The organism is Halomonas campaniensis (assembly GCF_002211105.1).
Lineage (GTDB): Bacteria > Pseudomonadota > Gammaproteobacteria > Pseudomonadales > Halomonadaceae > Vreelandella > Vreelandella campaniensis_A.
This window is the reverse complement of the sequence record NZ_JPUA01000030.1, coordinates 18,569-37,099: the sequence shown is the minus strand read 5'-3', so window position 1 is coordinate 37,099 and position 18,531 is coordinate 18,569. Positions and strand designations below refer to the sequence as shown.

At 53.5% G+C, this 18,531-nt stretch carries 17 protein-coding genes and 1 pseudogene; 15 read left to right on the top strand and 3 right to left on the bottom strand.

Going from position 1 to position 18,531, the window contains the following annotated elements:
* Positions 1–57 precede the first annotated feature (57 nt).
* On the top strand, positions 58–357 hold the full coding sequence (locus JI62_RS11375) for an integration host factor subunit alpha (RefSeq protein WP_088700274.1): 300 nt from the start codon (positions 58–60) through the stop codon (positions 355–357).
* Between the two features lie 189 nt (positions 358–546).
* Here JI62_RS11375 and JI62_RS11370 read toward each other — a convergent pair whose 3' ends face one another.
* Entirely contained in the window at positions 547–753 is a 207-nt protein-coding gene (locus JI62_RS11370) for a DUF2788 domain-containing protein (protein ID WP_088700273.1), read from the bottom strand.
* 142 nt (positions 754–895) lie between these two features.
* On the opposite strand from JI62_RS11370, the gene JI62_RS11365 reads away from it, so the two are divergent.
* From JI62_RS11365 to JI62_RS11330, 8 genes are all read left to right on the top strand, one after another.
* Positions 896–1,360: a flavodoxin gene (locus JI62_RS11365; protein ID WP_088700272.1), complete on the top strand. Its 465-nt coding sequence runs from the start codon at positions 896–898 to the stop codon at positions 1,358–1,360.
* Between the two features lie 3 nt (positions 1,361–1,363).
* Complete coding sequence (locus JI62_RS11360; protein WP_088700271.1) at positions 1,364–1,741, top strand: hypothetical protein; 378 nt, start codon at positions 1,364–1,366, stop codon at positions 1,739–1,741.
* 278 nt (positions 1,742–2,019) lie between these two features.
* Entirely contained in the window at positions 2,020–3,372 is a 1,353-nt protein-coding gene (gene tig, locus JI62_RS11355) for a trigger factor (protein ID WP_088700270.1), read from the top strand.
* Positions 3,373–3,440: 68 nt separating this feature from the next.
* Positions 3,441–4,058, top strand: coding sequence for an ATP-dependent Clp endopeptidase proteolytic subunit ClpP (gene clpP / locus JI62_RS11350; protein ID WP_088700269.1), 618 nt, complete (start codon positions 3,441–3,443; stop codon positions 4,056–4,058).
* Positions 4,059–4,132: 74 nt separating this feature from the next.
* Positions 4,133–5,413, top strand: coding sequence for an ATP-dependent Clp protease ATP-binding subunit ClpX (clpX, locus tag JI62_RS11345; RefSeq protein WP_088700268.1), 1,281 nt, complete (start codon positions 4,133–4,135; stop codon positions 5,411–5,413).
* A 226-nt stretch (positions 5,414–5,639) separates the two neighbouring features.
* Positions 5,640–8,051, top strand: coding sequence for an endopeptidase La (gene lon / locus JI62_RS11340; RefSeq protein ID WP_088700267.1), 2,412 nt, complete (start codon positions 5,640–5,642; stop codon positions 8,049–8,051).
* A gap of 194 nt (positions 8,052–8,245) precedes the next feature.
* The gene (locus JI62_RS11335) at positions 8,246–8,518 is read left to right on the top strand and encodes an HU family DNA-binding protein (protein WP_007114333.1); all 273 of its coding nucleotides are present in this window, start codon (positions 8,246–8,248) and stop codon (positions 8,516–8,518) included.
* A 126-nt stretch (positions 8,519–8,644) separates the two neighbouring features.
* Positions 8,645–10,465 (top strand): SurA N-terminal domain-containing protein, encoded by a 1,821-nt coding sequence (locus JI62_RS11330; protein WP_088700266.1) that lies wholly within the window; start codon positions 8,645–8,647, stop codon positions 10,463–10,465.
* Positions 10,466–10,543: 78 nt separating this feature from the next.
* Here JI62_RS11330 and JI62_RS11325 read toward each other — a convergent pair whose 3' ends face one another.
* Both JI62_RS11325 and JI62_RS11320 read right to left on the bottom strand, forming a co-directional pair.
* On the bottom strand, positions 10,544–11,317 hold the full coding sequence (locus JI62_RS11325; protein ID WP_088700265.1) for a UDP-2,3-diacylglucosamine diphosphatase: 774 nt from the start codon (positions 11,315–11,317) through the stop codon (positions 10,544–10,546).
* Between the two features lie 13 nt (positions 11,318–11,330).
* Positions 11,331–11,831 (bottom strand): peptidylprolyl isomerase, encoded by a 501-nt coding sequence (locus tag JI62_RS11320; RefSeq protein WP_088700264.1) that lies wholly within the window; start codon positions 11,829–11,831, stop codon positions 11,331–11,333.
* 155 nt (positions 11,832–11,986) lie between these two features.
* Here JI62_RS11320 and JI62_RS11315 point away from each other — a divergent pair, with 155 nt between their 5' ends.
* From JI62_RS11315 to JI62_RS22620, 6 genes and pseudogenes are all read left to right on the top strand, one after another.
* Positions 11,987–13,666 carry a glutamine--tRNA ligase/YqeY domain fusion protein gene (locus JI62_RS11315; RefSeq protein WP_088700263.1) on the top strand — a complete coding sequence of 560 codons (1,680 nt, stop codon included), beginning with the start codon at positions 11,987–11,989 and terminating at the stop codon, positions 13,664–13,666.
* A gap of 26 nt (positions 13,667–13,692) precedes the next feature.
* Entirely contained in the window at positions 13,693–15,096 is a 1,404-nt protein-coding gene (gene cysS, locus JI62_RS11310; RefSeq protein ID WP_170938540.1) for a cysteine--tRNA ligase, read from the top strand.
* A gap of 117 nt (positions 15,097–15,213) precedes the next feature.
* Entirely contained in the window at positions 15,214–16,140 is a 927-nt protein-coding gene (osmF, locus tag JI62_RS11305) for a glycine betaine ABC transporter substrate-binding protein OsmF (RefSeq protein WP_088700262.1), read from the top strand.
* A 48-nt stretch (positions 16,141–16,188) separates the two neighbouring features.
* Positions 16,189–17,388 carry an ABC transporter permease gene (locus JI62_RS11300; RefSeq protein WP_088700261.1) on the top strand — a complete coding sequence of 400 codons (1,200 nt, stop codon included), beginning with the start codon at positions 16,189–16,191 and terminating at the stop codon, positions 17,386–17,388.
* Positions 17,385–18,347, top strand: coding sequence for an ABC transporter ATP-binding protein (locus JI62_RS11295; RefSeq protein ID WP_088700260.1), 963 nt, complete (start codon positions 17,385–17,387; stop codon positions 18,345–18,347). Before JI62_RS11300 ends, JI62_RS11295 begins: the two co-directional genes overlap by 4 nt.
* A pseudogene (locus JI62_RS22620) lies at positions 18,340–18,531 on the top strand (ABC transporter permease); the annotation flags it as partial. The gene JI62_RS11295 and the pseudogene JI62_RS22620, both read left to right, overlap by 8 nt.

Below are 18,531 nucleotides of genomic sequence, written 5' to 3'. Positions count from 1 at the left end.
TGTATTTGATACAGAGCGTTTGTTGCTATGTTTGCTGCAAGGATAAGGAGAAGCCTTATGGGTGCGTTGACCAAAGCAGAGCTGGCTGAACATTTGCATGCTGAGCTAGCCCTGTCAAAGCGAGAAGCGAAGGCCATGGTCGAAGCTTTTTTTGAAGAGATTCGAGCTTGTCTACGTGAGAACGAGCAGGTGAAGCTGTCGGGTTTTGGAAACTTTGATCTGCGTGATAAGCGCGAGCGACCAGGACGTAACCCTAAAACCGGTGAAGAAATCCCCATTTCTGCTCGGCGAGTCGTGACGTTTCGCCCGGGCCAGAAGCTCAAGCAGCAGGTTGAGCACTATGCCGGTGGTGAGTAGCTTTTTGTTTGGGACTATTGGGTCATCTATTTCCAGGCGGCTTGGCTACGCGCATGGAGTGCAATTTTGTGATGCCTGCTGATACTTATGTCTGTTAAAAACTTATGGCTATTAAAAGGAGTGCCTTCTGGCGCTCCTTTTCTTTTTTTTGATCAGAGCGTCTTGGTGGGGCTGGTTTCAAGGTGTCTCTTACACGCCTCCGCTTTCAATCAGCCAGGTAATGACGACTTTGATGACATATCCCAGCATGCCTGCACCCAACACAACAAACAGCATGATGGTGCCAAATTTGCCTGCGTTCGATTTTTTGGCCAGATCCCAGATGATAAAGCACATGAATATGATGAGGCCGCTAATCATTAGCGGGGTGATCCAGGTTTCGAAGGTTTGCTGCATAGTCACTCCTGTGTGCTGCGTGTAAGTCACCCGTGCGAGTGATGTGTCTCATTCTAACCAGCCATGTTAATATTTGAGCAAATTCATCGGGTATTTGTCGACTTGACGGTTGGCACTGTGACACTTTGACAGGGGAGGGACGATGCCGAAGCTGAATATTTTAGTGGGTACCATGTATGGCGGTGCCCTGGATGTGGCAGAGCAGGTGAAGCCCCTTTTTGAGCAGGCCGGTTATGCGGTGGAGATTATTGACCAGCCATCTGTTGAGGACATAGCCAGCGATGCCGCCGAACTGGCACTGTTTTGCGTGTCGACTACGGGCAGTGGGGATTTTCCCGGTAATTTTGTTCCCTTTGTACGTAATCTGCGCGATAAAAGCCCCACCCTTACCTCGCTCCGCTACGGCCTCATTGCACTGGGTGATAGCTCCTATGGCGATACATTTTGTGGCGCAGGCCGGGCGCTTGATGAGTTGCTGGCGGATCATGGTGCGATTCGGTTAGGTGAGCGCCTGGAAGTCGACGCCATGGAGACGTTTATGGCCGACGACGCTGCCATCCCCTGGGTGGAAGAGTGGATTGTTACCCAGCAGTTAGAGGTGGCCTAAGCGATGCAGCGGGCGTCTATCTCGCCTGAGCGCATTAGCGTCGCGCTGGGCTTGTGCATCGTTATGTTGGCAACCCTGCCTCGCTACATGGCGGGCGGACATGAAACCCGCCAGACGCTGACTCTCTTCGCCTTGGTAGTGGTCTCATTGGCGACCGTTGTGCAGTGGCGCCTACTGGCCGTTGAGGCGCGTCGACGCCTGCCGCAGTTGTGCAAACGGCTAGTCATGATGCTGCTGCTGGGAATGATCGTGATGGGGGGCTGGCATGCGCTATTTACGCAGTGGATTAGCTGGCAGGTGTTGCTCTCCCATGGCGCCACTCTTGGGGTGCTGCTGCATGCGTTAAGCCTATGGTGGTCAGGTGAGCGCCAAGCTGGCTAGCGTTTTTTCTGCAGCGACTGAAAAAGTCGCTGCAAAGCGTACAAAGCAGTAGAATGGTAAAAATGACGCAGCGTGGGGCTGAAAATTAACCCATACACGCCATAAAGCGGTTAATTGCTCGCATATTCCCTTGTTTTTAAAATGACTGCCCCCATGTTGCGAGCATGGCGCTTGCCACCATGCGTTAGGGTTCTTAAAATTACCCCTTTGATCTTTTTAGATGCGATCAGCACAATTACATGCAATCAACACAACGCCCAGCCGTTAGAGGACAATTCATGCAAGTTTCTGTCGAGACGACCTCCCAGATCGAACGCCGCATTACCATTCAAGTGCCGGCTGCCGAAATTGACGGGGCCGTTAGTGCTCGCTTGAAAGACACCGCGAAGAACGTTCGCTTGAATGGTTTTCGCCAGGGCCGGGTGCCAATGGCAGTAGTTCAGCAGCGCTACGGCCAAGACGTTCGTAACGAGGTGGTCAGCGAAGTAATGCGTGAGCGTTATGTGCGCGCTATTACCGAAGAGGGCTTGAACCCGGCTGGCTTTCCGAAAATTGAACCATCGGTCAATGAGTCGGGCAAAGATCTAGAGTTCGTTGCGGTTATGGAAGTCTACCCGCAGGTTGAGCTGACCTCTATCGAAGGTACTGAGATTGAGCGCCCGGTGGTTGCAGTTAGCGATGCGGATGTCGATGAGATGATCGACACGCTGCGTAAGCAAAATGCTGCCTGGGAAGAAGTGGACGCTGCGGCCGCTGACGGCGACCAAGTCACTATCGACTTCCAGGGTTACATCGGTGATGAGCCGTTTGAAGGCGGTAGCGCCGAAGGCCACACACTGGTCATTGGTTCCAATAGCTTTATCCCTGGTTTTGAGGCGCAGCTGATTGGCGCCAAAGCCGGTGAAGAGAAGACCCTAAACGTCACTTTCCCTGAGGATTACCAGGCCGAGCATTTGGCCGGTAAAGAAGCCACCTTCAAGGTAACCGTGCACAAGGTCAGCAGTCAGAAACTGCCCGAAGTTGACGCTGAGTTTATCGAGCGTTTTGGCGTCGAAGGTGGCGATCAGGAGAAGTTCCGCGCTGAAATCAAGAAGAACATGACCCGTGAAGCGTCGCAAGCTGTCGATAACCGGGTTAAGCAGCAAGTACTTGATGCGCTGAAAAAGGTTAACGAGATTCCTGTGCCCAGTGCGCTGGTTCAGCAAGAGACAGATGGCATGAAGCGTCAGGCGGCTCAGCAATTTGGTCTGGGCGAAGATTTTGATGTCAGTCAGCTCCCCAATGAACTGTTCGAAGAGCAGGCCAAAGGCCGCGTTCAGGTCGGTTTGCTGTTGGCTGAAGTGATCAAGGCTAACGAGCTTGATGCTGACGATGAGGCTATCAAAGCCAAAGTAACTGAGCTGGCTGAGCAGTACCAGGATCCTGATGAAGTGGTTAGCTACTACATGGGTAATGAAGAGCTGAAAACCCAGGTTAAATCTGCCATTCTCGAAGAGAAAGCGGTGGCTAAGCTGCTTGAGCAAACGAACATTAAAGACGTTGAAATGTCTTACCAACAAGCCCTTGCCGCTGCGCAACAGCAGGCAGAGCAAGATGAGGGTGCCGAAGAGGGCGAGCAAGCGAGCGCCTAACACCCTGGAGCGTGGCGCACCTGTATGTCGGTGCGCCTTTCCCTTCCCGGACGCAAGGAATCACCTGAATGAGTGAGTTTGATATTCAAAACGCCGGCGGTCTAGTACCCATGGTGGTTGAGCAGAGCGCCAAAGGGGAAAGAGCCTACGACATTTACTCACGCCTGTTAAAAGAGCGCGTGATCTTTTTGGTAGGCCCTGTAGAAGACTACATGGCTAATCTGGTTGTCGCCCAGCTGTTATTTCTGGAATCAGAAAATCCTGATAAAGATATTCACCTGTATATCAACTCGCCAGGTGGCTCTGTTACCGCGGGTATGTCGATTTACGACACTATGCAGTTTGTGAAGCCAGATGTCTCAACGGTATGTATTGGCCAGGCGGCCAGTATGGGGGCGCTGCTATTAACAGCGGGTGCTGCTGGCAAGCGTTACTGCCTACCCAACTCCCGTGTAATGATTCACCAGCCGCTGGGTGGTTACCAAGGTCAAGCATCTGACATTGAAATTCATACCCGTGAAATTCTCGGTATTCGCGAAAAACTGAACCAAATCCTTGCCCACCACACAGGGCAGGATATTGAAGCCGTTTCCCGTGATACCGATCGGGATAATTTCATGAGCGCCAATAAAGCCAAAGAGTATGGTTTGATTGATGCAGTGCTGGATAAGCGGCCTACATCCTGATAGCGTGATAGGATTCTGCTTTTCTAACGAGCTTTTCCGGCGGCGAAAGCCGCCGCAGTGACAGAGGTATACGAATGGCCGACGGCAAAGGCAAGGACGAAGGTGGCAAACTGCTCTACTGCTCGTTTTGCGGTAAAAACCAAAACGAAGTACGTAAGCTGATTGCGGGCCCATCCGTCTATATCTGCGATGAGTGTGTCGACTTGTGTAATGACATCATTCGCGAGGAAGTTCTCGAAGCCGATGCCGAGAGCGATGAGGAGCGTTTACCTACGCCTCGTGAAATACGTCATACGCTTGATGATTACGTCATCGGACAGGATCGCGCCAAAATGGTGCTTTCTGTAGCGGTGTATAACCACTACAAGCGTCTGAAAACCGACGTGCGTGACGGCGATGTAGAGCTAGGTAAATCAAACATTCTGCTGATTGGCCCCACTGGTAGCGGTAAAACGCTGCTTGCGGAAACCATGGCTCGGCTACTGAATGTACCTTTTACCATTGCGGATGCAACCACGCTGACGGAAGCCGGCTATGTCGGTGAAGATGTCGAAAACATCATCCAAAAGCTGTTGCAGAAATGCGATTACGACGTCGAGAAAGCTGAGCGCGGCATTGTTTATATCGATGAAATCGACAAGATTTCACGCAAATCGGATAACCCTTCGATCACTCGCGATGTGTCGGGTGAGGGCGTTCAGCAGGCATTGCTGAAACTAATTGAAGGTACGACGGCTTCTGTGCCGCCTCAAGGTGGACGCAAACACCCCCAGCAGGAATTTGTCCAGGTTAACACGGGTAATATCCTGTTTATCGTCGGCGGTGCTTTTGCGGGGCTGGATAAAGTTATCCGTGACCGCGCTGAGAAGGGCGGCATCGGTTTCAATGCAGCGGTGAAAAGCAAGGAGTCCTCCCGCGGGGTGGGTGAGCTGCTGGCTGATGTGGAGCCTGATGATCTGGTTAAATTTGGTTTGATTCCGGAGTTCGTGGGGCGTTTGCCGATCATCGCAACGCTAATGGAACTCACTGAAGATGCCCTGGTGCAGATCCTGACAGAGCCCAAGAACTCGCTGGTCAAGCAGTACGCTAAATTGTTTGAAATGGAAGATGTAACGCTTGAATTTAGAGATGAAGCGTTGCGTGCTGTGGCTGAAAAAGCCATGGAGCGGAAGACAGGTGCTCGTGGGCTGCGCTCTATTTTAGAGTCAGTTTTGCTGGATACCATGTATGAAATTCCGTCGCTTGAAGGCGTCAGCAAAGTCGTCATCGATGCCTCGGTGATCGCCGGTGAGAGCGAGCCGCTGTTGATCTACTCTCAGCAGGAAGAAGCGCGTGTCGACGGCACTGATGGTTAGTGGTTAGTCGAGTATCGCGGCCCAGCTTCAACCCGCTTGCGCTATACCAAGGGGTCGCCTAGGCGACCCCTTGCTGTTATAGAGCGCTATAAAGCCTAATTCGTGAAGTGTTACTGCCTAGCCTATTTCAGTGCTAACGCCTTAATCGATAGCATGTTGAAAAGTGTGCAGTACTTTTCCAAGTACTCTTTTAAGTACTCATCCGATTTGTCGAGGAACGTCTGCGATGCAGCAGAACGCCGAACAGACACAATGTCTACCCCTTTTGCCATTGCGCGATGTGGTTGTTTATCCGCAAATGGTTATCCCTCTCTTTGTAGGTCGTGAAAAGTCTATCCAGGCGCTCGAAGCGGCGATGGAGGCTGATAAGCGTGTGCTACTGGTGGCTCAGCGTGAAGCGTCTCAAGATGAGCCTGACAACGCGGATCTTTACGCGATGGGCACCGTGGCCGATATCATGCAACTGCTTAAGTTGCCCGATGGCACGGTCAAAGTGCTCATTGAGGGTAATTTTCGAGCGGATGTACTGAGTGTCGAAGAGAATGCTGCAGGCTACACCCAGGCGCACTTAACGCCCCGTGAGAGTGAGCCGCTGACCAGCCGTGAGCAGGAAGCGCTGGTTCGCGTGTTGCTCAATCAGTTCGAGCAGTACGTTAAGCTTTCCAAGAAAGTCCCCAACGAAGTGCTTAATTCACTGTCGGGGATAGAGGATCCAAGCCGCTTGGTGGACACTATTTGTGCCCACCTGTCGCTTAAAATTGGAGACAAGCAAGAGCTACTTGAGATGGATCGGGTGCGTGATCGTATTGAGCACCTGATGGCGCTGATCGAGTCTGAAATCGACCTGCTGCAAGTAGAGAAGCGCATCCGCTCTCGAGTCAAAGAGCAGATGGAGAAAACCCAGCGCGAGTACTACCTCAACGAGCAGATGAAAGCCATCCAGAAAGAGATGGGTGAGCTGGATAATGTGCCCAACGAGGCCGAGAAGTACGAGCTGGCGATCCAAGAGTCCGGTATGCCGAAGGAGGCGTCTGAGAAAGCCACCCAAGAGCTCAATAAGCTCAAAATGATGGCCTCGAACTCCGCCGAAGCCACCGTGGTGCGCTCTTATCTGGATTGGTTAATCGCGGTTCCATGGAAAAAACGTACCCGGGTAAAACATGATCTCGTCAAGGCGCAGCAGGTGCTGGATGAGGATCACTACGGGCTGGAAGAGGTTAAAGCGCGCATCCTGGAATATCTTGCCGTACAGAAGCGTGTACGCAAGATGAAAGGCCCTGTGCTATGCCTCGTCGGGCCGCCTGGGGTGGGTAAGACCTCGCTTGGCCAGTCCATTGCCCGCGCGACTAACCGCAAATATGTGCGTTTAGCGCTAGGTGGTGTCCGCGATGAGTCGGAAATTCGCGGCCATCGGCGTACTTATATTGGCTCGTTGCCGGGTAAGTTGATGCAGCGCATGAGCCGGGCCGGGGTTAAAAACCCCCTGTTCCTATTGGATGAGGTCGACAAGCTAGGTATGGATCACCGCGGTGACCCTGCTTCTGCGCTGCTCGAAGTGCTCGATCCTGAGCAGAACAACAGCTTTAGCGATCACTATCTGGAGCTCGACTACGATCTCTCCGAAACGCTGTTCATCTGTACCGCTAACTCGATGAATATTCCCAGCGCACTGCTCGATCGCATGGAGATCATTCGTCTGCCGGGTTACACCGAAGATGAGAAGCTGGCGATCGCTAAGCGCTACTTATTGCCCAAACAATTAGCCGCCAACGGATTGAAAGGCGATGAGTTAGCGCTGGAAGATAGCGCACTTTTAGAGCTTATTCGTTATTACACGCGAGAAGCAGGTGTGCGTGAGTTAGAGCGGCAGATTGCCAAGGTGTCGCGCAAGGTACTGCGTGAAAGGCTTGAGGCAGAGCGTGACCCGAAAGCTAAGCAAGCGGGTCAGAGCTTAACGGCAGAGCAAATCGAGCATTACGCTGGCGTACGTCGCTACAGTTACGGCTTGGCGGAACAAGACGACCAGATCGGCCGAGTGACAGGCCTTGCATGGACATCGGTGGGTGGCGAGCTGCTCAACATAGAGTCCGTGGTGACGCCGGGTAAAGGGCGAATTAACAAGACCGGTTCACTGGGCGATGTGATGAAAGAGTCGGTAAGTGCAGCCCATACGGTGGTGCGTGCCAGAGCCGAAGCGTACGGTATTGATCCCGAGCGGTTCGAAAAAGAGGATCTGCATATTCACGTTCCCGAAGGGGCAACGCCGAAAGATGGGCCCAGCGCGGGTATCGCCATGGTGACGGCAATTGTTTCCGCTTATACCCAGCGAGCTGTGCGTTGTGACGTAGCTATGACCGGTGAAGTCAATCTACGTGGTGAAGTATTGCCGATCGGTGGGTTGAAGGAGAAATTGCTGGCAGCCCGCCGCGGTGGTATAAAGACAGTGCTAATTCCTGAAGAAAACCGCCGTGATCTCAAGGAAGTACCTGACAATATCAAAGGTGCATTGGATATTCGTCCGGTACGCTGGATAGATGATGTCTTAGCCGTAGCGCTAGCTGATAAGGTAGAGGACGGTGCGCCATTGCAAAGTACCGAAGCATCGTTTAGTAATAACGTCGTAGCTAGCACTCATTAAGCAGTTAAAGTCCTTCCTGGTCTTTAATTATACTTAGTATAAGCCCGCTGCTTGTATGGCGGGTATCTCGCGACATGGTTGCTTGACAGATGTTTCAAGGCATTGCTATAAAACGCAGCTATGCTTTGATCGTCGTATCCATCGGTGACCATGCCGTTCAGAGCCATTTTTTTGAAACAGTCAAGGGGTGAAGAGTGAATAAGTCCGAGCTGATTGAAGCCATTGCCGCGTCTGCAGATATTCCTAAAGCAGCGGCAACCCGCGCATTGGATGCCATGGTGGAGTCTGTCACCGATAGCCTTAAGAAGGGCGAAAGCGTATCACTGGTAGGTTTTGGTACCTTCGCGATCAAAGAGCGTGCAGCTCGAACTGGCCGTAACCCACAAACGGGTCAACCAATCCAGATCAGTGCTGCCAAAGTACCCAGCTTCAAAGCAGGTAAAGCGCTGAAAGACGCCGTCAACTAATTTGACCGCGTTTGCTGTAACCTTATGGGCGCATCGCACTGGCGATGCGCCCATGTTATTTTCAGGCCCACTGTTCATTTGAGTTAAGCGGGCCAATGTATTTGGCTGTGACTATCTGAGGCTAGCATGCTGCAAAGTATTCGAGATGGCTCCAGGAGCTGGGGTGCCAAAATTATTATCGGTGTTATGGTTGCGGCCATGGCCCTTTTCGGGATTGAGTCACTGTTTGGGCTTTTTGGCAGCGATCCGAACGAAGTAGCGAGCGTCAACGGTCAGCCGATAATGCGCCAGCAGGTTGAGCTTGAGGTTCAGCGCGCGCTGCGTTCAGGCCAAGTGCCGCCAGAACAAGAGCGCGCCTTGCGCAACGATATGCTTGACCAACTCATCACCCAGCAGTTGTTATCCCAATACGCTGAAGAGGGTGGCTTTGCCGTTTCTGAACAGCAACTAGATCAATTAATTGTCAGCCTGCCGGAATTTCATGATCAGGATGGGCGCTTCTCTGCGGAGGTGTTCCGTAACCGTCTCGCCGGCGCTGGCTATACACCGGTCTCTTTTCGTGAAGAGCTACGTATAGACATACAGCGTCAGCATTTACAGCAAGGCTTAGCCTTCAGCGATTTCAGCCTGCCAAACGAGCAAGAGCGCCTGGCCGAATTACAGCGTCAGCAGCGCAGTTTCCGCTACGTGGTGCTGGATGGTGATGATCTGGATGTCGATATCGACGTTAGCGATGATGATCTCCAAGCGTATTACGATGCCCATCAAGAGCGCTATGAACGGCCCGAACAGGTACGCCTTGAGTATGTGCTCATTGACCGCCAAACAATGGCGGAGGAGCGTGATGTAGACGAAGAGGTACTGCGTGACGCATGGCGTGAGCAAAACCGTGATGCTGATCGCCGCGTATCCCACATTATGATTACCTTTGGCAATGAGCGCACCCGCGATGAAGCGCAGCAGTTGGCTGAGACCGCGCGTGAGGCATTGGAGAGTGGTGAGTCGTTTGCAGATACCGCTTTACGCTACTCAGACGATACCGCCAGTGCTGAAGAGGGCGGCGATCTGGGTGTGATCAGCCGAGGTTTCTTCGGCGACACTTTTGATGATGCGGCCTTTGGTCTCGAAGAGGGGGATGTGTCCCAGCCGGTTGAGATGGATAACGCTTTCCACATCATCCAGGTGACTGATATTCAGGGGCCCACCTTTGAAGAGCAGCGCGATGAGCTAGCGCGGGAAGTAGCGCTGCGCGAAGTTGATGATGAGTTCAACCAGCGGGTTCAACAGCTGATCGACGAGAGCTTCGCTGCCGATGACTTACAAAGCGTTGCCGATGAGCTCGATCTGACGCTGCAGGAGAGCGATTGGCTCGCTCGTGATGATGAGGTTGAAGGGGTGCTATCCGAGCCTGGCGTAATGTCAGCGGCCTTCAGCAACGACGTCTTTGAAGAGGGCTACAACAGCGAAGTAATCGAACTGGATCAGGATCGTCGCCTAGTCTTGCGGGTTGCTGAAAAGCGGGATGCGACTCTGCTACCGCTTGATGAAGTGCGCGAGGATGTTGAAATGTCCGTGGCCGCAGAGAAACAGCAGCAAGCACTGCGTGAAGAGGGCGAGGCACTGGTCGCCACTCTGCGAGAGGGTCAGCAAGATGACGTTGACTGGCTCGAAGCCAACGGCATAAGCCGACAGGCGGATACCACCGTACCTCAACTGATTGTTCAGGAAGCCTTCCGCATGGCGCGCCCAGACGAGGGCGAAAGCGTCTATCGCACGGTTGAACTGCCGCAAGGAGTGGCGGTAGTGGCGTTGGATAGCGTAAGCGTAGGTGAGGTCGATGATCAGTTGGAGGCGTTCGTTGCGCAAATGGCTGAGCAGTTGCGTGCCCAGTCGGTGCTGCAGGGGTTAATTGATGACCTGCGTAGCGATGCCGACATAGAGCGATAGGGTCGCTTAAGCCCGATTTAAACAGCAAGAGTAAAAAGCCGATCGTGAGATCGGCTTTTTTATACCTGTAAACGGCGTTTAGGAATCAGGTGGTTCCGTCAATGAGAACTGACGTAGTCGAGGTACCGTATGGTCGGCGCGCTCAATGATAATATCCCAGCCGTGCTGGGTATCCCAATCGCCGAGTACATAGCGCTTGGCCGGTACGTCTTCAACCGTTAAGTCATGCACTTTGGGGCGGTGGGTGTGACCGTGAATCATGGTGGTCAATCCATGGCGCTCCATCAGCGCAATGACTTCATGGGGCGTCACATCCATAATGGCTTCAGCTTTATTCGCATTGGCTTCGCCGGATTGCGTACGCAAGCTCTGGGCAAGTGCTACACGCTGTTCCAAAGGGAGTGCCAGCATCTGTGCCTGCCACTCTGGATCCCGCGACTGCTTGCGAAAAGCCATATACGCTTCATCCTGGGTACACAAACTATCGCCATGGAGCAGTAAAACGGGCACCCCTTGGATTTCCACCTCCTCAATATCCGGTAGTAGAAATGCCTGGCAGGCGTTTATAAAACGCTCGCCCAGCAGAAAGTCCCGGTTGCCATGCATGAGGTACACCGCAGTGCCGTCGCTGCTAAGTTTGCGCAAACGGCGAATCAGGTCATGAGCAACAACGCTAAGCGGATGCGTATTGGCGTCAAGAAGATCATCGCCAATCCAGGCATCGAAAAGATCACCAAGAATATACAGCGCGTCGGCGCCTGGAGCGGTGTGCTCTAAGTAGCGGTAAAACCCCTGATTGATCTCGGGGGTATCGCTACTCAGGTGGAGGTCGGCAACAAGCAGTGTGCGCATAAGGCTCCCAGTGTTATTCAGCGTCTTTGACGTACGCACGCTCGATAATGACATCTTCCGCGGGCACGTCGGCATGCATGCCGCGGCGGGTTGTCGTTACGTTTTTAATCTCGTTGACTACATCCATACCCTCAACGACTTCGCCAAACACCGCATAGCCCCAGCCTTGCAGACTTTTACCGCTGTGATCCAAAAAGCTATTGTCGCCCACATTGATAAAAAACTGGGCAGTGGCAGAGTGGGGATCCTGGGTGCGTGCCATCGCTAATGTGCCAACGGTGTTTTTCAAGCCGTTATCAGCTTCGTTTTGGATAGGATCGCGGGTAGGCTTTTGGTTAAACTCCTTATCGAAACCGCCCCCTTGCACCATAAAGCCGTCGATGACGCGGTGGAACAGGGTGCCGTCATAAAAGCCGTCGCGCACATACTGCTCAAAATTCGCCGCGCTAATCGGCGCTTTTTCGTGGTTAAGGGCGATGGTGATGTCACCATGGTTCGTCTGTAATACGATCATAGATAAATTCCTGTTCAATAAAGGCGTTCGCCTTGGCGCTGTGCATCGGCGTCACGTTATAATAGCGGTTTTGCCCTGCACCGCGAAGGGCTATAGGGGTATCCTATGTCTTCACGGCTCAGCACGCCATCCACCACGAGGTTATCAACACCATCATGACCAACGAGACCACCCCAGCGCCGAACTTCATTCGCAACCAAGTACGCGACGAACTCGAGGGCGGCCAGGTCACTAAAATCGTGACGCGCTTCCCCCCGGAGCCTAATGGCTTCCTGCATATCGGCCATGCAAAGTCGATCTGTCTAAATTTCGGGTTGGCGGAGCAAATGGGTGGCGAGTGTCATCTACGTTTTGACGACACCAACCCTGCCAAAGAAGAGCAGGCCTATATCGATGCGATCAAAGAGGACGTCAGTTGGCTAGGCTTTGAATGGGCAGGCCCGGTGCGTTTTGCCTCCGATTACTTCGACCAGCTCTACGCCTGGGCGCAGCACTTAATGCGTGAAGGCAAAGCTTATGTCGATGATCTCTCGCCGGACGAAATTCGGGAGTATCGCGGCACCCTGACGGCGCCGGGTAAACCCAGCCCCTACCGCGAGCGAAGCACCGAAGAAAACCTGGATTTGCTGGCGCGTATGCGTGAAGGCGAGTTTGGCGAAAGCGAAAAGGTGGTGCGCGCCAAGATTGATATGACGTCACCCAATATCAATTTACGCGATCCGATTATCTATCGCATTCGCCACGCCAGCCACCACCAAACCGGCGATAAGTGGAAAATCTACCCCTCCTACGATTTTACCCATGGTCAGTCGGACGCCATTGAGGGAATTACCCACTCAATCTGCACGCTGGAATTCGAAGATCACCGCCCTTTGTACGAGTGGTTCTTGAATAATTTGCCGGTACCCTCGAAACCGCGCCAGATTGAGTTCGCGCGGCTGAATCTCGACTACACCCTGACCTCCAAGCGCAAACTGAAACTGCTGGTTGACGAAAAAATTGTCGATGGCTGGGACGATCCGCGTATGCCGACGATTTCCGGCATGCGTCGCCGTGGCTATACGCCAGCGTCAATTCGTAAATTCTGCGAGATGATTGGCGTGACTCGTGCCGACGGTGGCTTGGTGGATATCGCTATGTTGACCCACGCCATTCGCTCAGATCTTGAAGACAATGCCCCGCGGGCCATGTGTGTGTTAAAGCCGCTGAAAGTCGTGCTCACTAACGTGCCTGAAGATCACCAGGAGATCTACGAAGTCCCTGGTCACCCCGCTCGTGAAGATATGGCGGTGCGTCAGGTGCCGTTCAGCCGCGAGCTGTATATCGACCAAGACGACTTTATGGAAGATGCGCCTAAAAAATTCTTCCGCCTGGCGCCGGGCAAGGAAGTACGCCTGCGCAATAGCTACGTGATTCGCTGTGACGAGGTGATCAAAGACGCCGCCGGTGAGATCAGTGAACTGCACTGCTCGGTGGATTTCGATACGCTGGGTAAAAATCCCGAAGGACGTAAGGTGAAGGGTGTTATTCACTGGGTTAGCGCTGCCCACGGTGTGCCGATGGAAGTGCGTCTTTACGACAACCTATTTACCGTTGAGCAGCCTGATCGGGATAAAGATGTCGACTTTCTTGAGCATCTGAACCCGGAGTCTTTGGTCGTTTGCCAGGCCATCGGTGAGCCAAGTCTTGCCGAGGCGACGCCTGAGTCACGCTACCAGTTCGAACGTGTCGGCTATTTCTGCGCGGATCGCCATGACACCACACCAGAGCATTTGGTGTTTAACCGTACCGTAGGCTTAAAAGACAGCTGGGCTAAAATCAAGCAGAAGGGCTAATGCCCAGAAACAACATGGATAGCCATATGCATATTTACAATACGCTGACGCGTCGCAAAGAGCCTTTCACTCCGCTGGAAGCGGGCAAAGTGAGCATGTATGTCTGCGGCATGACGGTGTATGACTACTGCCACCTGGGGCATGCCCGCGTCATGGTTGCCTTCGATGTCATCACCCGCTATCTGCGTGAGCGTGGCTATGACGTTAACTACGTGCGCAACATTACCGACATTGATGACAAGATCCTCAAGCGTGCCGATGAGAACGGCGAAAGCATCACTGCGCTGACGGAGCGTATGATTGACGCCATGCATGAGGATGAGCAGCGCCTGTTTGTTTTACCGCCTAGTCATGAGCCCCGTGCCACGGGGCATATCGACGATATTGTGGCGATGATTGAAACACTGATTGAAAAAGGCTTTGCCTACACGGCCGATAATGGTGATGTCTACTACCGGGTGCGCAAATTTGCCGATTACGGCAAGCTCAATAATCGCCAGCTCGACGATATGCGCGCAGGCAGCCGGGTCGATGTGGATATTCATAAAGAGGATCCTCTCGACTTCGTGCTCTGGAAAGCCGCTAAACCAGGGGAGGCGCACTGGCCGTCACCCTGGGGTAACGGTCGTCCGGGGTGGCACATCGAGTGCTCGGCAATGTCGACATGCTGCTTAGGCGACACTTTCGATATTCATGGCGGCGGGCCGGATTTAACCTTCCCACACCATGAAAATGAGATCGCTCAATCCGAGGCGGCCACAGGAAAAACCTACGTCAATACCTGGATGCACGCTGGCGCCGTGCGGGTGAACCAGGAGAAGATGTCTAAATCCCTGGGCAACTTCTTCACCATCCGCGATGTATTGGCCGAGCACGACCCAGAAGTGGTGCGTTTTCTGCTGGTGGCCAGTCACTACCGTAGCCCCATCAATTACTCGGTGGATTCACTGACCGAGGCGCGTAAATCGCTAACGCGCCTGTACACAGCGCTGGAAGGTCTTGAACTGGGCGAAGAAGAGGGTGAGACAAGCGGTGATGCCTCGACTTATCGTCAGCGCTTTACCCAGGTAATGGACGACGACTTCAATACCCCTGAAGCTCTGGCGGTGATGTTTGAGCTGGCCCGGGAGGTCAATCGCGCCAAACAGGAGCAGCCTATTGAAGCGGCTAAGCTGGCGGGCGAGTTAAAGCAGCTTGGGTCTGTTTTGGGGCTTCTCCAGCAAGTGCCCCAAACGTTCTTGAAAGGCACGCAGCAGCAGGGTATGCCGCTCAGCGAGAGCGAGATCGAAGCGAAAATTGCTCAGCGCATTGAGGCCAAGGTGAATAAAGATTTCGCCCAAGCGGATGCAATTCGCGATGAGCTTGCCGCTTTAGGGATTATTCTCAAGGACTCCCGGGAAGGCACGTCTTGGGTATTAGAAGCACCTTGAGCCAAAACCTTTATCTCTCGTTGGCGGCTTATGCGCTAACTTAAACGCAGGAGGCTCTTATAATGACTATATAAGAGCCTCCGTCGTTTATAAGCCCACTTCAAAAGGAATTTAAAGATGCGCTTTTCAGCCAATCCTTTCATTGCTAAGCCCTTAATCGCTGCTTGTGTCGTATCCCTCGCGGCATTCTCCCAAGTCAGCGCTAACGAGCCCGTGGTGGTGTCGTCCAAAATCGATACAGAAGGCTCGGTGCTGGGCGAGCTGATTATTCAAACGCTGGAACGCCACGATATTGCCACTCAAAATCGGTTGCAGCTGGGTGGCACCAGCGTCGTACGCGCCGCGTTAGAAGCCGGGGAAATTGATCTTTACCCGGAATACACCGGTAATGGCGCGTTCTTTTTCGATATGACCGACAGCTCTGTATGGAATAATGCTGATCAGGCTTATGAAACCGTCCGCGAGCGTGATGCGCAGCAGGGCTTGATTTGGCTACAGCCTGCCAGTGCTAATAACACCTGGGCAATGAGCGTCCGCGAAGATCTCGCCGAGGAGAATGAGCTGGTGAGTCTAGAAGATCTCGCCACCTATTTGGCTGATGGGGGAGAGTTCAAGTTCGCCGCCAGCGCTGAGTTTGTCGAGTCTGAGCAAGCCCTGCCTGCGTTCCAGAAAGCTTACGGTTTTGAGTTAAGTGATGATCAACTGCTGGTGCTCTCTGGTGGTAATACCGCCGCTACCATGCGTGCCGCTGCCCAACAGACCAGCGGCGTTAATGGTGCCATGACTTATGGTACGGACGGTGGCTTAAGTGCGCTGGGGCTAGTGGTATTGGAAGACACGAAGGGCGTGCAGCCCGTGTATCAGCCTGCCCCAGTGGTTCGTGAAAGCGTACTTGAAGCCTATCCAGAAATTGAAACGCTGCTCAATGACGTTTTTACCACCCTTGACCTGGTTACGCTGCAAACACTCAATGCCGATGTCGCCGTTAACGGGTTGTCTCCCTCCCAAGTGGCCAGTGACTACCTCGATACGCTTAATAATTAATGCCTGGTACTCTTATAAATTAATGCTAACGCTCGGGATAACTAATTAATGTCGTTGATGGATGCACTGCCCACCCCGCGGCTTCGTTGGGAAGGGTGGCACCCTAACGTTGTGCTCGTTAGCCTGAGCCTTATTATGCTGGCCGCATTCTGGTTCTTTGATGTGGTCAGCATGGCCCCCAACCGGATTGTGTTGGGGACAGGGTATGGCGCACTGGAGGCTTTTGGGTGGCCAGGTGCGCTATTAGCAACGCTACTGCTTTCCTTTATTGGTATTCTCGCGTGTCAGCCAACCCATCGCCACTATCGAGCACTGTTAGCCGCGGTGATAGTGATCATGGCACTAATGCCGGTGGGGTTGATGGCGAGCAGCTATTTACTGATTGACCCTGAGATGCCCCAAGCGCGTTTAGGCTTGGGAACGGCGTATTGGGTTGTTCTGTTTGTACTGCTACTGTGCTTAGTGGAACTGCGTTTACGCTTAAATCTCACGCGGATATGGCCCACGCTATTGTTATGCGGTGTTGCGGTGGTGTGGTGGCTCTGTGCAGCTTTTGGGCTGGAAACGCTAGCCCTCGTTCAAGAATTTAAAGCTCGTGATCAGCAGTTTCTAAGTGCCGTCGCGCAGCATATTAAGCTGGTCGGTATCGCCGTCAGCGTGAGTATTGTGCTTGGGCTAGCGCTTGCCATGCTGATGCGACGCTATGCCAGGCTCCAGAAGGGCGCGTTCGCAGTGCTCAATTTTCTTCAAACCATTCCCAGCTTGGCGCTATTCGGTCTATTGCTGGCGCCGCTAGCCTGGCTTGCCGCCACCGTGCCTTTTTTAGGCCAGCTTGGCGTTAGCGGTATTGGCACTACGCCCGCTTTAATTGCACTGATTGCCTATAGCCTGCTGCCTATTGTGCGCAATACCTACACCGCGCTTGAACAAGTGAGTCCCGAGACCTTAGAAGCCGCCAAAGGAATGGGCATGCGTGCTGGACAGCGGTTTTGGCAAGTGCGGTTACCGCTGGCGCTCCCGGTGCTCTTGGAAGGCGTGCGGATTACCACCGTACAGGCAATTGGGCTTACTGCTGTTGCCGCCCTGATTGGTGCGGGCGGGCTGGGTACTTTCATTTTTCAAGGCTTGGGCCAAGCCGCCATGGATATGGTGCTGCTTGGCGCGCTGCCTATTTTAATGCTGGCTCTGGTGGTGGATGCGGGCTTAGGTGCCTTGGCAGAAGCGCTGCGCCCCGGAGGAACAACATGATCGAACTCTCCCACGTATCCAAGCAGTTTGGGGATGAAACCGCTGTGGACGACATTTCTCTCCGGGTGCCCAAGGGTAAATTCTGCGCCTTAGTGGGTACATCGGGCTGTGGTAAATCGACCACGCTGCGCATGATTAACCGCTTGATTGAGCACAGCGAAGGCGACATTATTCTCGATGGGCAGGCGATAGATGTGTACGACCCGGTGAAGCTTCGCCGCAGGATTGGCTACGTGATTCAGCACACCGGGCTATTTCCCCACTGGACGGTGGCGCGCAATATTGGCCTGGTGCCGCAGTTATTGAAGTGGTCAGCAGCCGATGTTCAGTCTCGGGTGGCTGAGTTAATGCAGTTGCTTGGTTTGCCGGTTGATGAGTTTGCGCATAAATATCCCCATCAGCTTTCCGGGGGGCAGGCGCAGCGAGTGGGCGTTGCACGTGCTTTGGCGGCAGACCCGGATATTCTGCTGATGGACGAACCCTTTGGCGCGCTTGACCCTATTACCCGTGAAAAGCTACAGGATGAACTGGCCAAGCTGCAGGCGCGGCTGCACAAAACCGTGCTGTTTGTAACCCACGATATGGATGAAGCCCTTAAGCTGGCGGATCACTTGGTGGTCATGCGTGAAGGTCGAATCGTGCAACAGGGTTCTCCCTTGGCGCTACTGCAAAACCCTGCCGACCCTTTTGTCGAGTCGCTGTTGGGTGGGTTGGAAAGAGGGCTGAAACAGGCGGCGCTAACCCGGGTAAAAGATCATATGACCTCCATGGGGCCTACCTTACCCGCTCCGTCGCGTATCCCCGGTACTTTCTCGCTCCGTCAGGCGCTCTCCATGATGCTGCGCGATCATAGCGACCGATTGACCGTTGTTGATCAACATGATGTACCGGTCGGCGAGCTATCGTTGCGGAGAATTATCAAGGAGGCTCAACTGGATAATGGAAACCCGCGTGAGTAACTCGCTAAGCGTCGCCCAGTCCCACAAAAAAGCCCCGCCATGGCTATGGCCATTGCTTTGGGGAGCGCTGCTAATGATTAGCGTCGTTACCATGTCGGCCGCCGAGCCCCTGTTTCGCTGGATAGAGCCTGAGGCCCGGCAGGTCATCTACGATCGCGCCGGCTTTGTAACCTTGCTAGGCCGC

What these genes read in the sequence shown, in the direction of transcription:
- JI62_RS11375 (WP_088700274.1), top strand. Translation starts at nt 58, where the DNA reads ATGGGTGCGTTGACCAAAGCAGAGCTGGCTGAACATTTGCATGCTGAG.
- JI62_RS11370 (WP_088700273.1), bottom strand. Translation starts at nt 753, where the DNA reads ATGCAGCAAACCTTCGAAACCTGGATCACCCCGCTAATGATTAGCGGC.
- JI62_RS11365 (WP_088700272.1), top strand. Translation starts at nt 896, where the DNA reads ATGCCGAAGCTGAATATTTTAGTGGGTACCATGTATGGCGGTGCCCTG.
- JI62_RS11360 (WP_088700271.1), top strand. Translation starts at nt 1,364, where the DNA reads ATGCAGCGGGCGTCTATCTCGCCTGAGCGCATTAGCGTCGCGCTGGGC.
- tig (WP_088700270.1), top strand. Translation starts at nt 2,020, where the DNA reads ATGCAAGTTTCTGTCGAGACGACCTCCCAGATCGAACGCCGCATTACC.
- clpP (WP_088700269.1), top strand. Translation starts at nt 3,441, where the DNA reads ATGAGTGAGTTTGATATTCAAAACGCCGGCGGTCTAGTACCCATGGTG.
- clpX (WP_088700268.1), top strand. Translation starts at nt 4,133, where the DNA reads ATGGCCGACGGCAAAGGCAAGGACGAAGGTGGCAAACTGCTCTACTGC.
- lon (WP_088700267.1), top strand. Translation starts at nt 5,640, where the DNA reads ATGCAGCAGAACGCCGAACAGACACAATGTCTACCCCTTTTGCCATTG.
- JI62_RS11330 (WP_088700266.1), top strand. Translation starts at nt 8,645, where the DNA reads ATGCTGCAAAGTATTCGAGATGGCTCCAGGAGCTGGGGTGCCAAAATT.
- JI62_RS11325 (WP_088700265.1), bottom strand. Translation starts at nt 11,317, where the DNA reads ATGCGCACACTGCTTGTTGCCGACCTCCACCTGAGTAGCGATACCCCC.
- JI62_RS11320 (WP_088700264.1), bottom strand. Translation starts at nt 11,831, where the DNA reads ATGATCGTATTACAGACGAACCATGGTGACATCACCATCGCCCTTAAC.
- JI62_RS11315 (WP_088700263.1), top strand. Translation starts at nt 11,987, where the DNA reads ATGACCAACGAGACCACCCCAGCGCCGAACTTCATTCGCAACCAAGTA.
- cysS (WP_170938540.1), top strand. Translation starts at nt 13,693, where the DNA reads ATGCATATTTACAATACGCTGACGCGTCGCAAAGAGCCTTTCACTCCG.
- osmF (WP_088700262.1), top strand. Translation starts at nt 15,214, where the DNA reads ATGCGCTTTTCAGCCAATCCTTTCATTGCTAAGCCCTTAATCGCTGCT.
- JI62_RS11300 (WP_088700261.1), top strand. Translation starts at nt 16,189, where the DNA reads ATGTCGTTGATGGATGCACTGCCCACCCCGCGGCTTCGTTGGGAAGGG.
- JI62_RS11295 (WP_088700260.1), top strand. Translation starts at nt 17,385, where the DNA reads ATGATCGAACTCTCCCACGTATCCAAGCAGTTTGGGGATGAAACCGCT.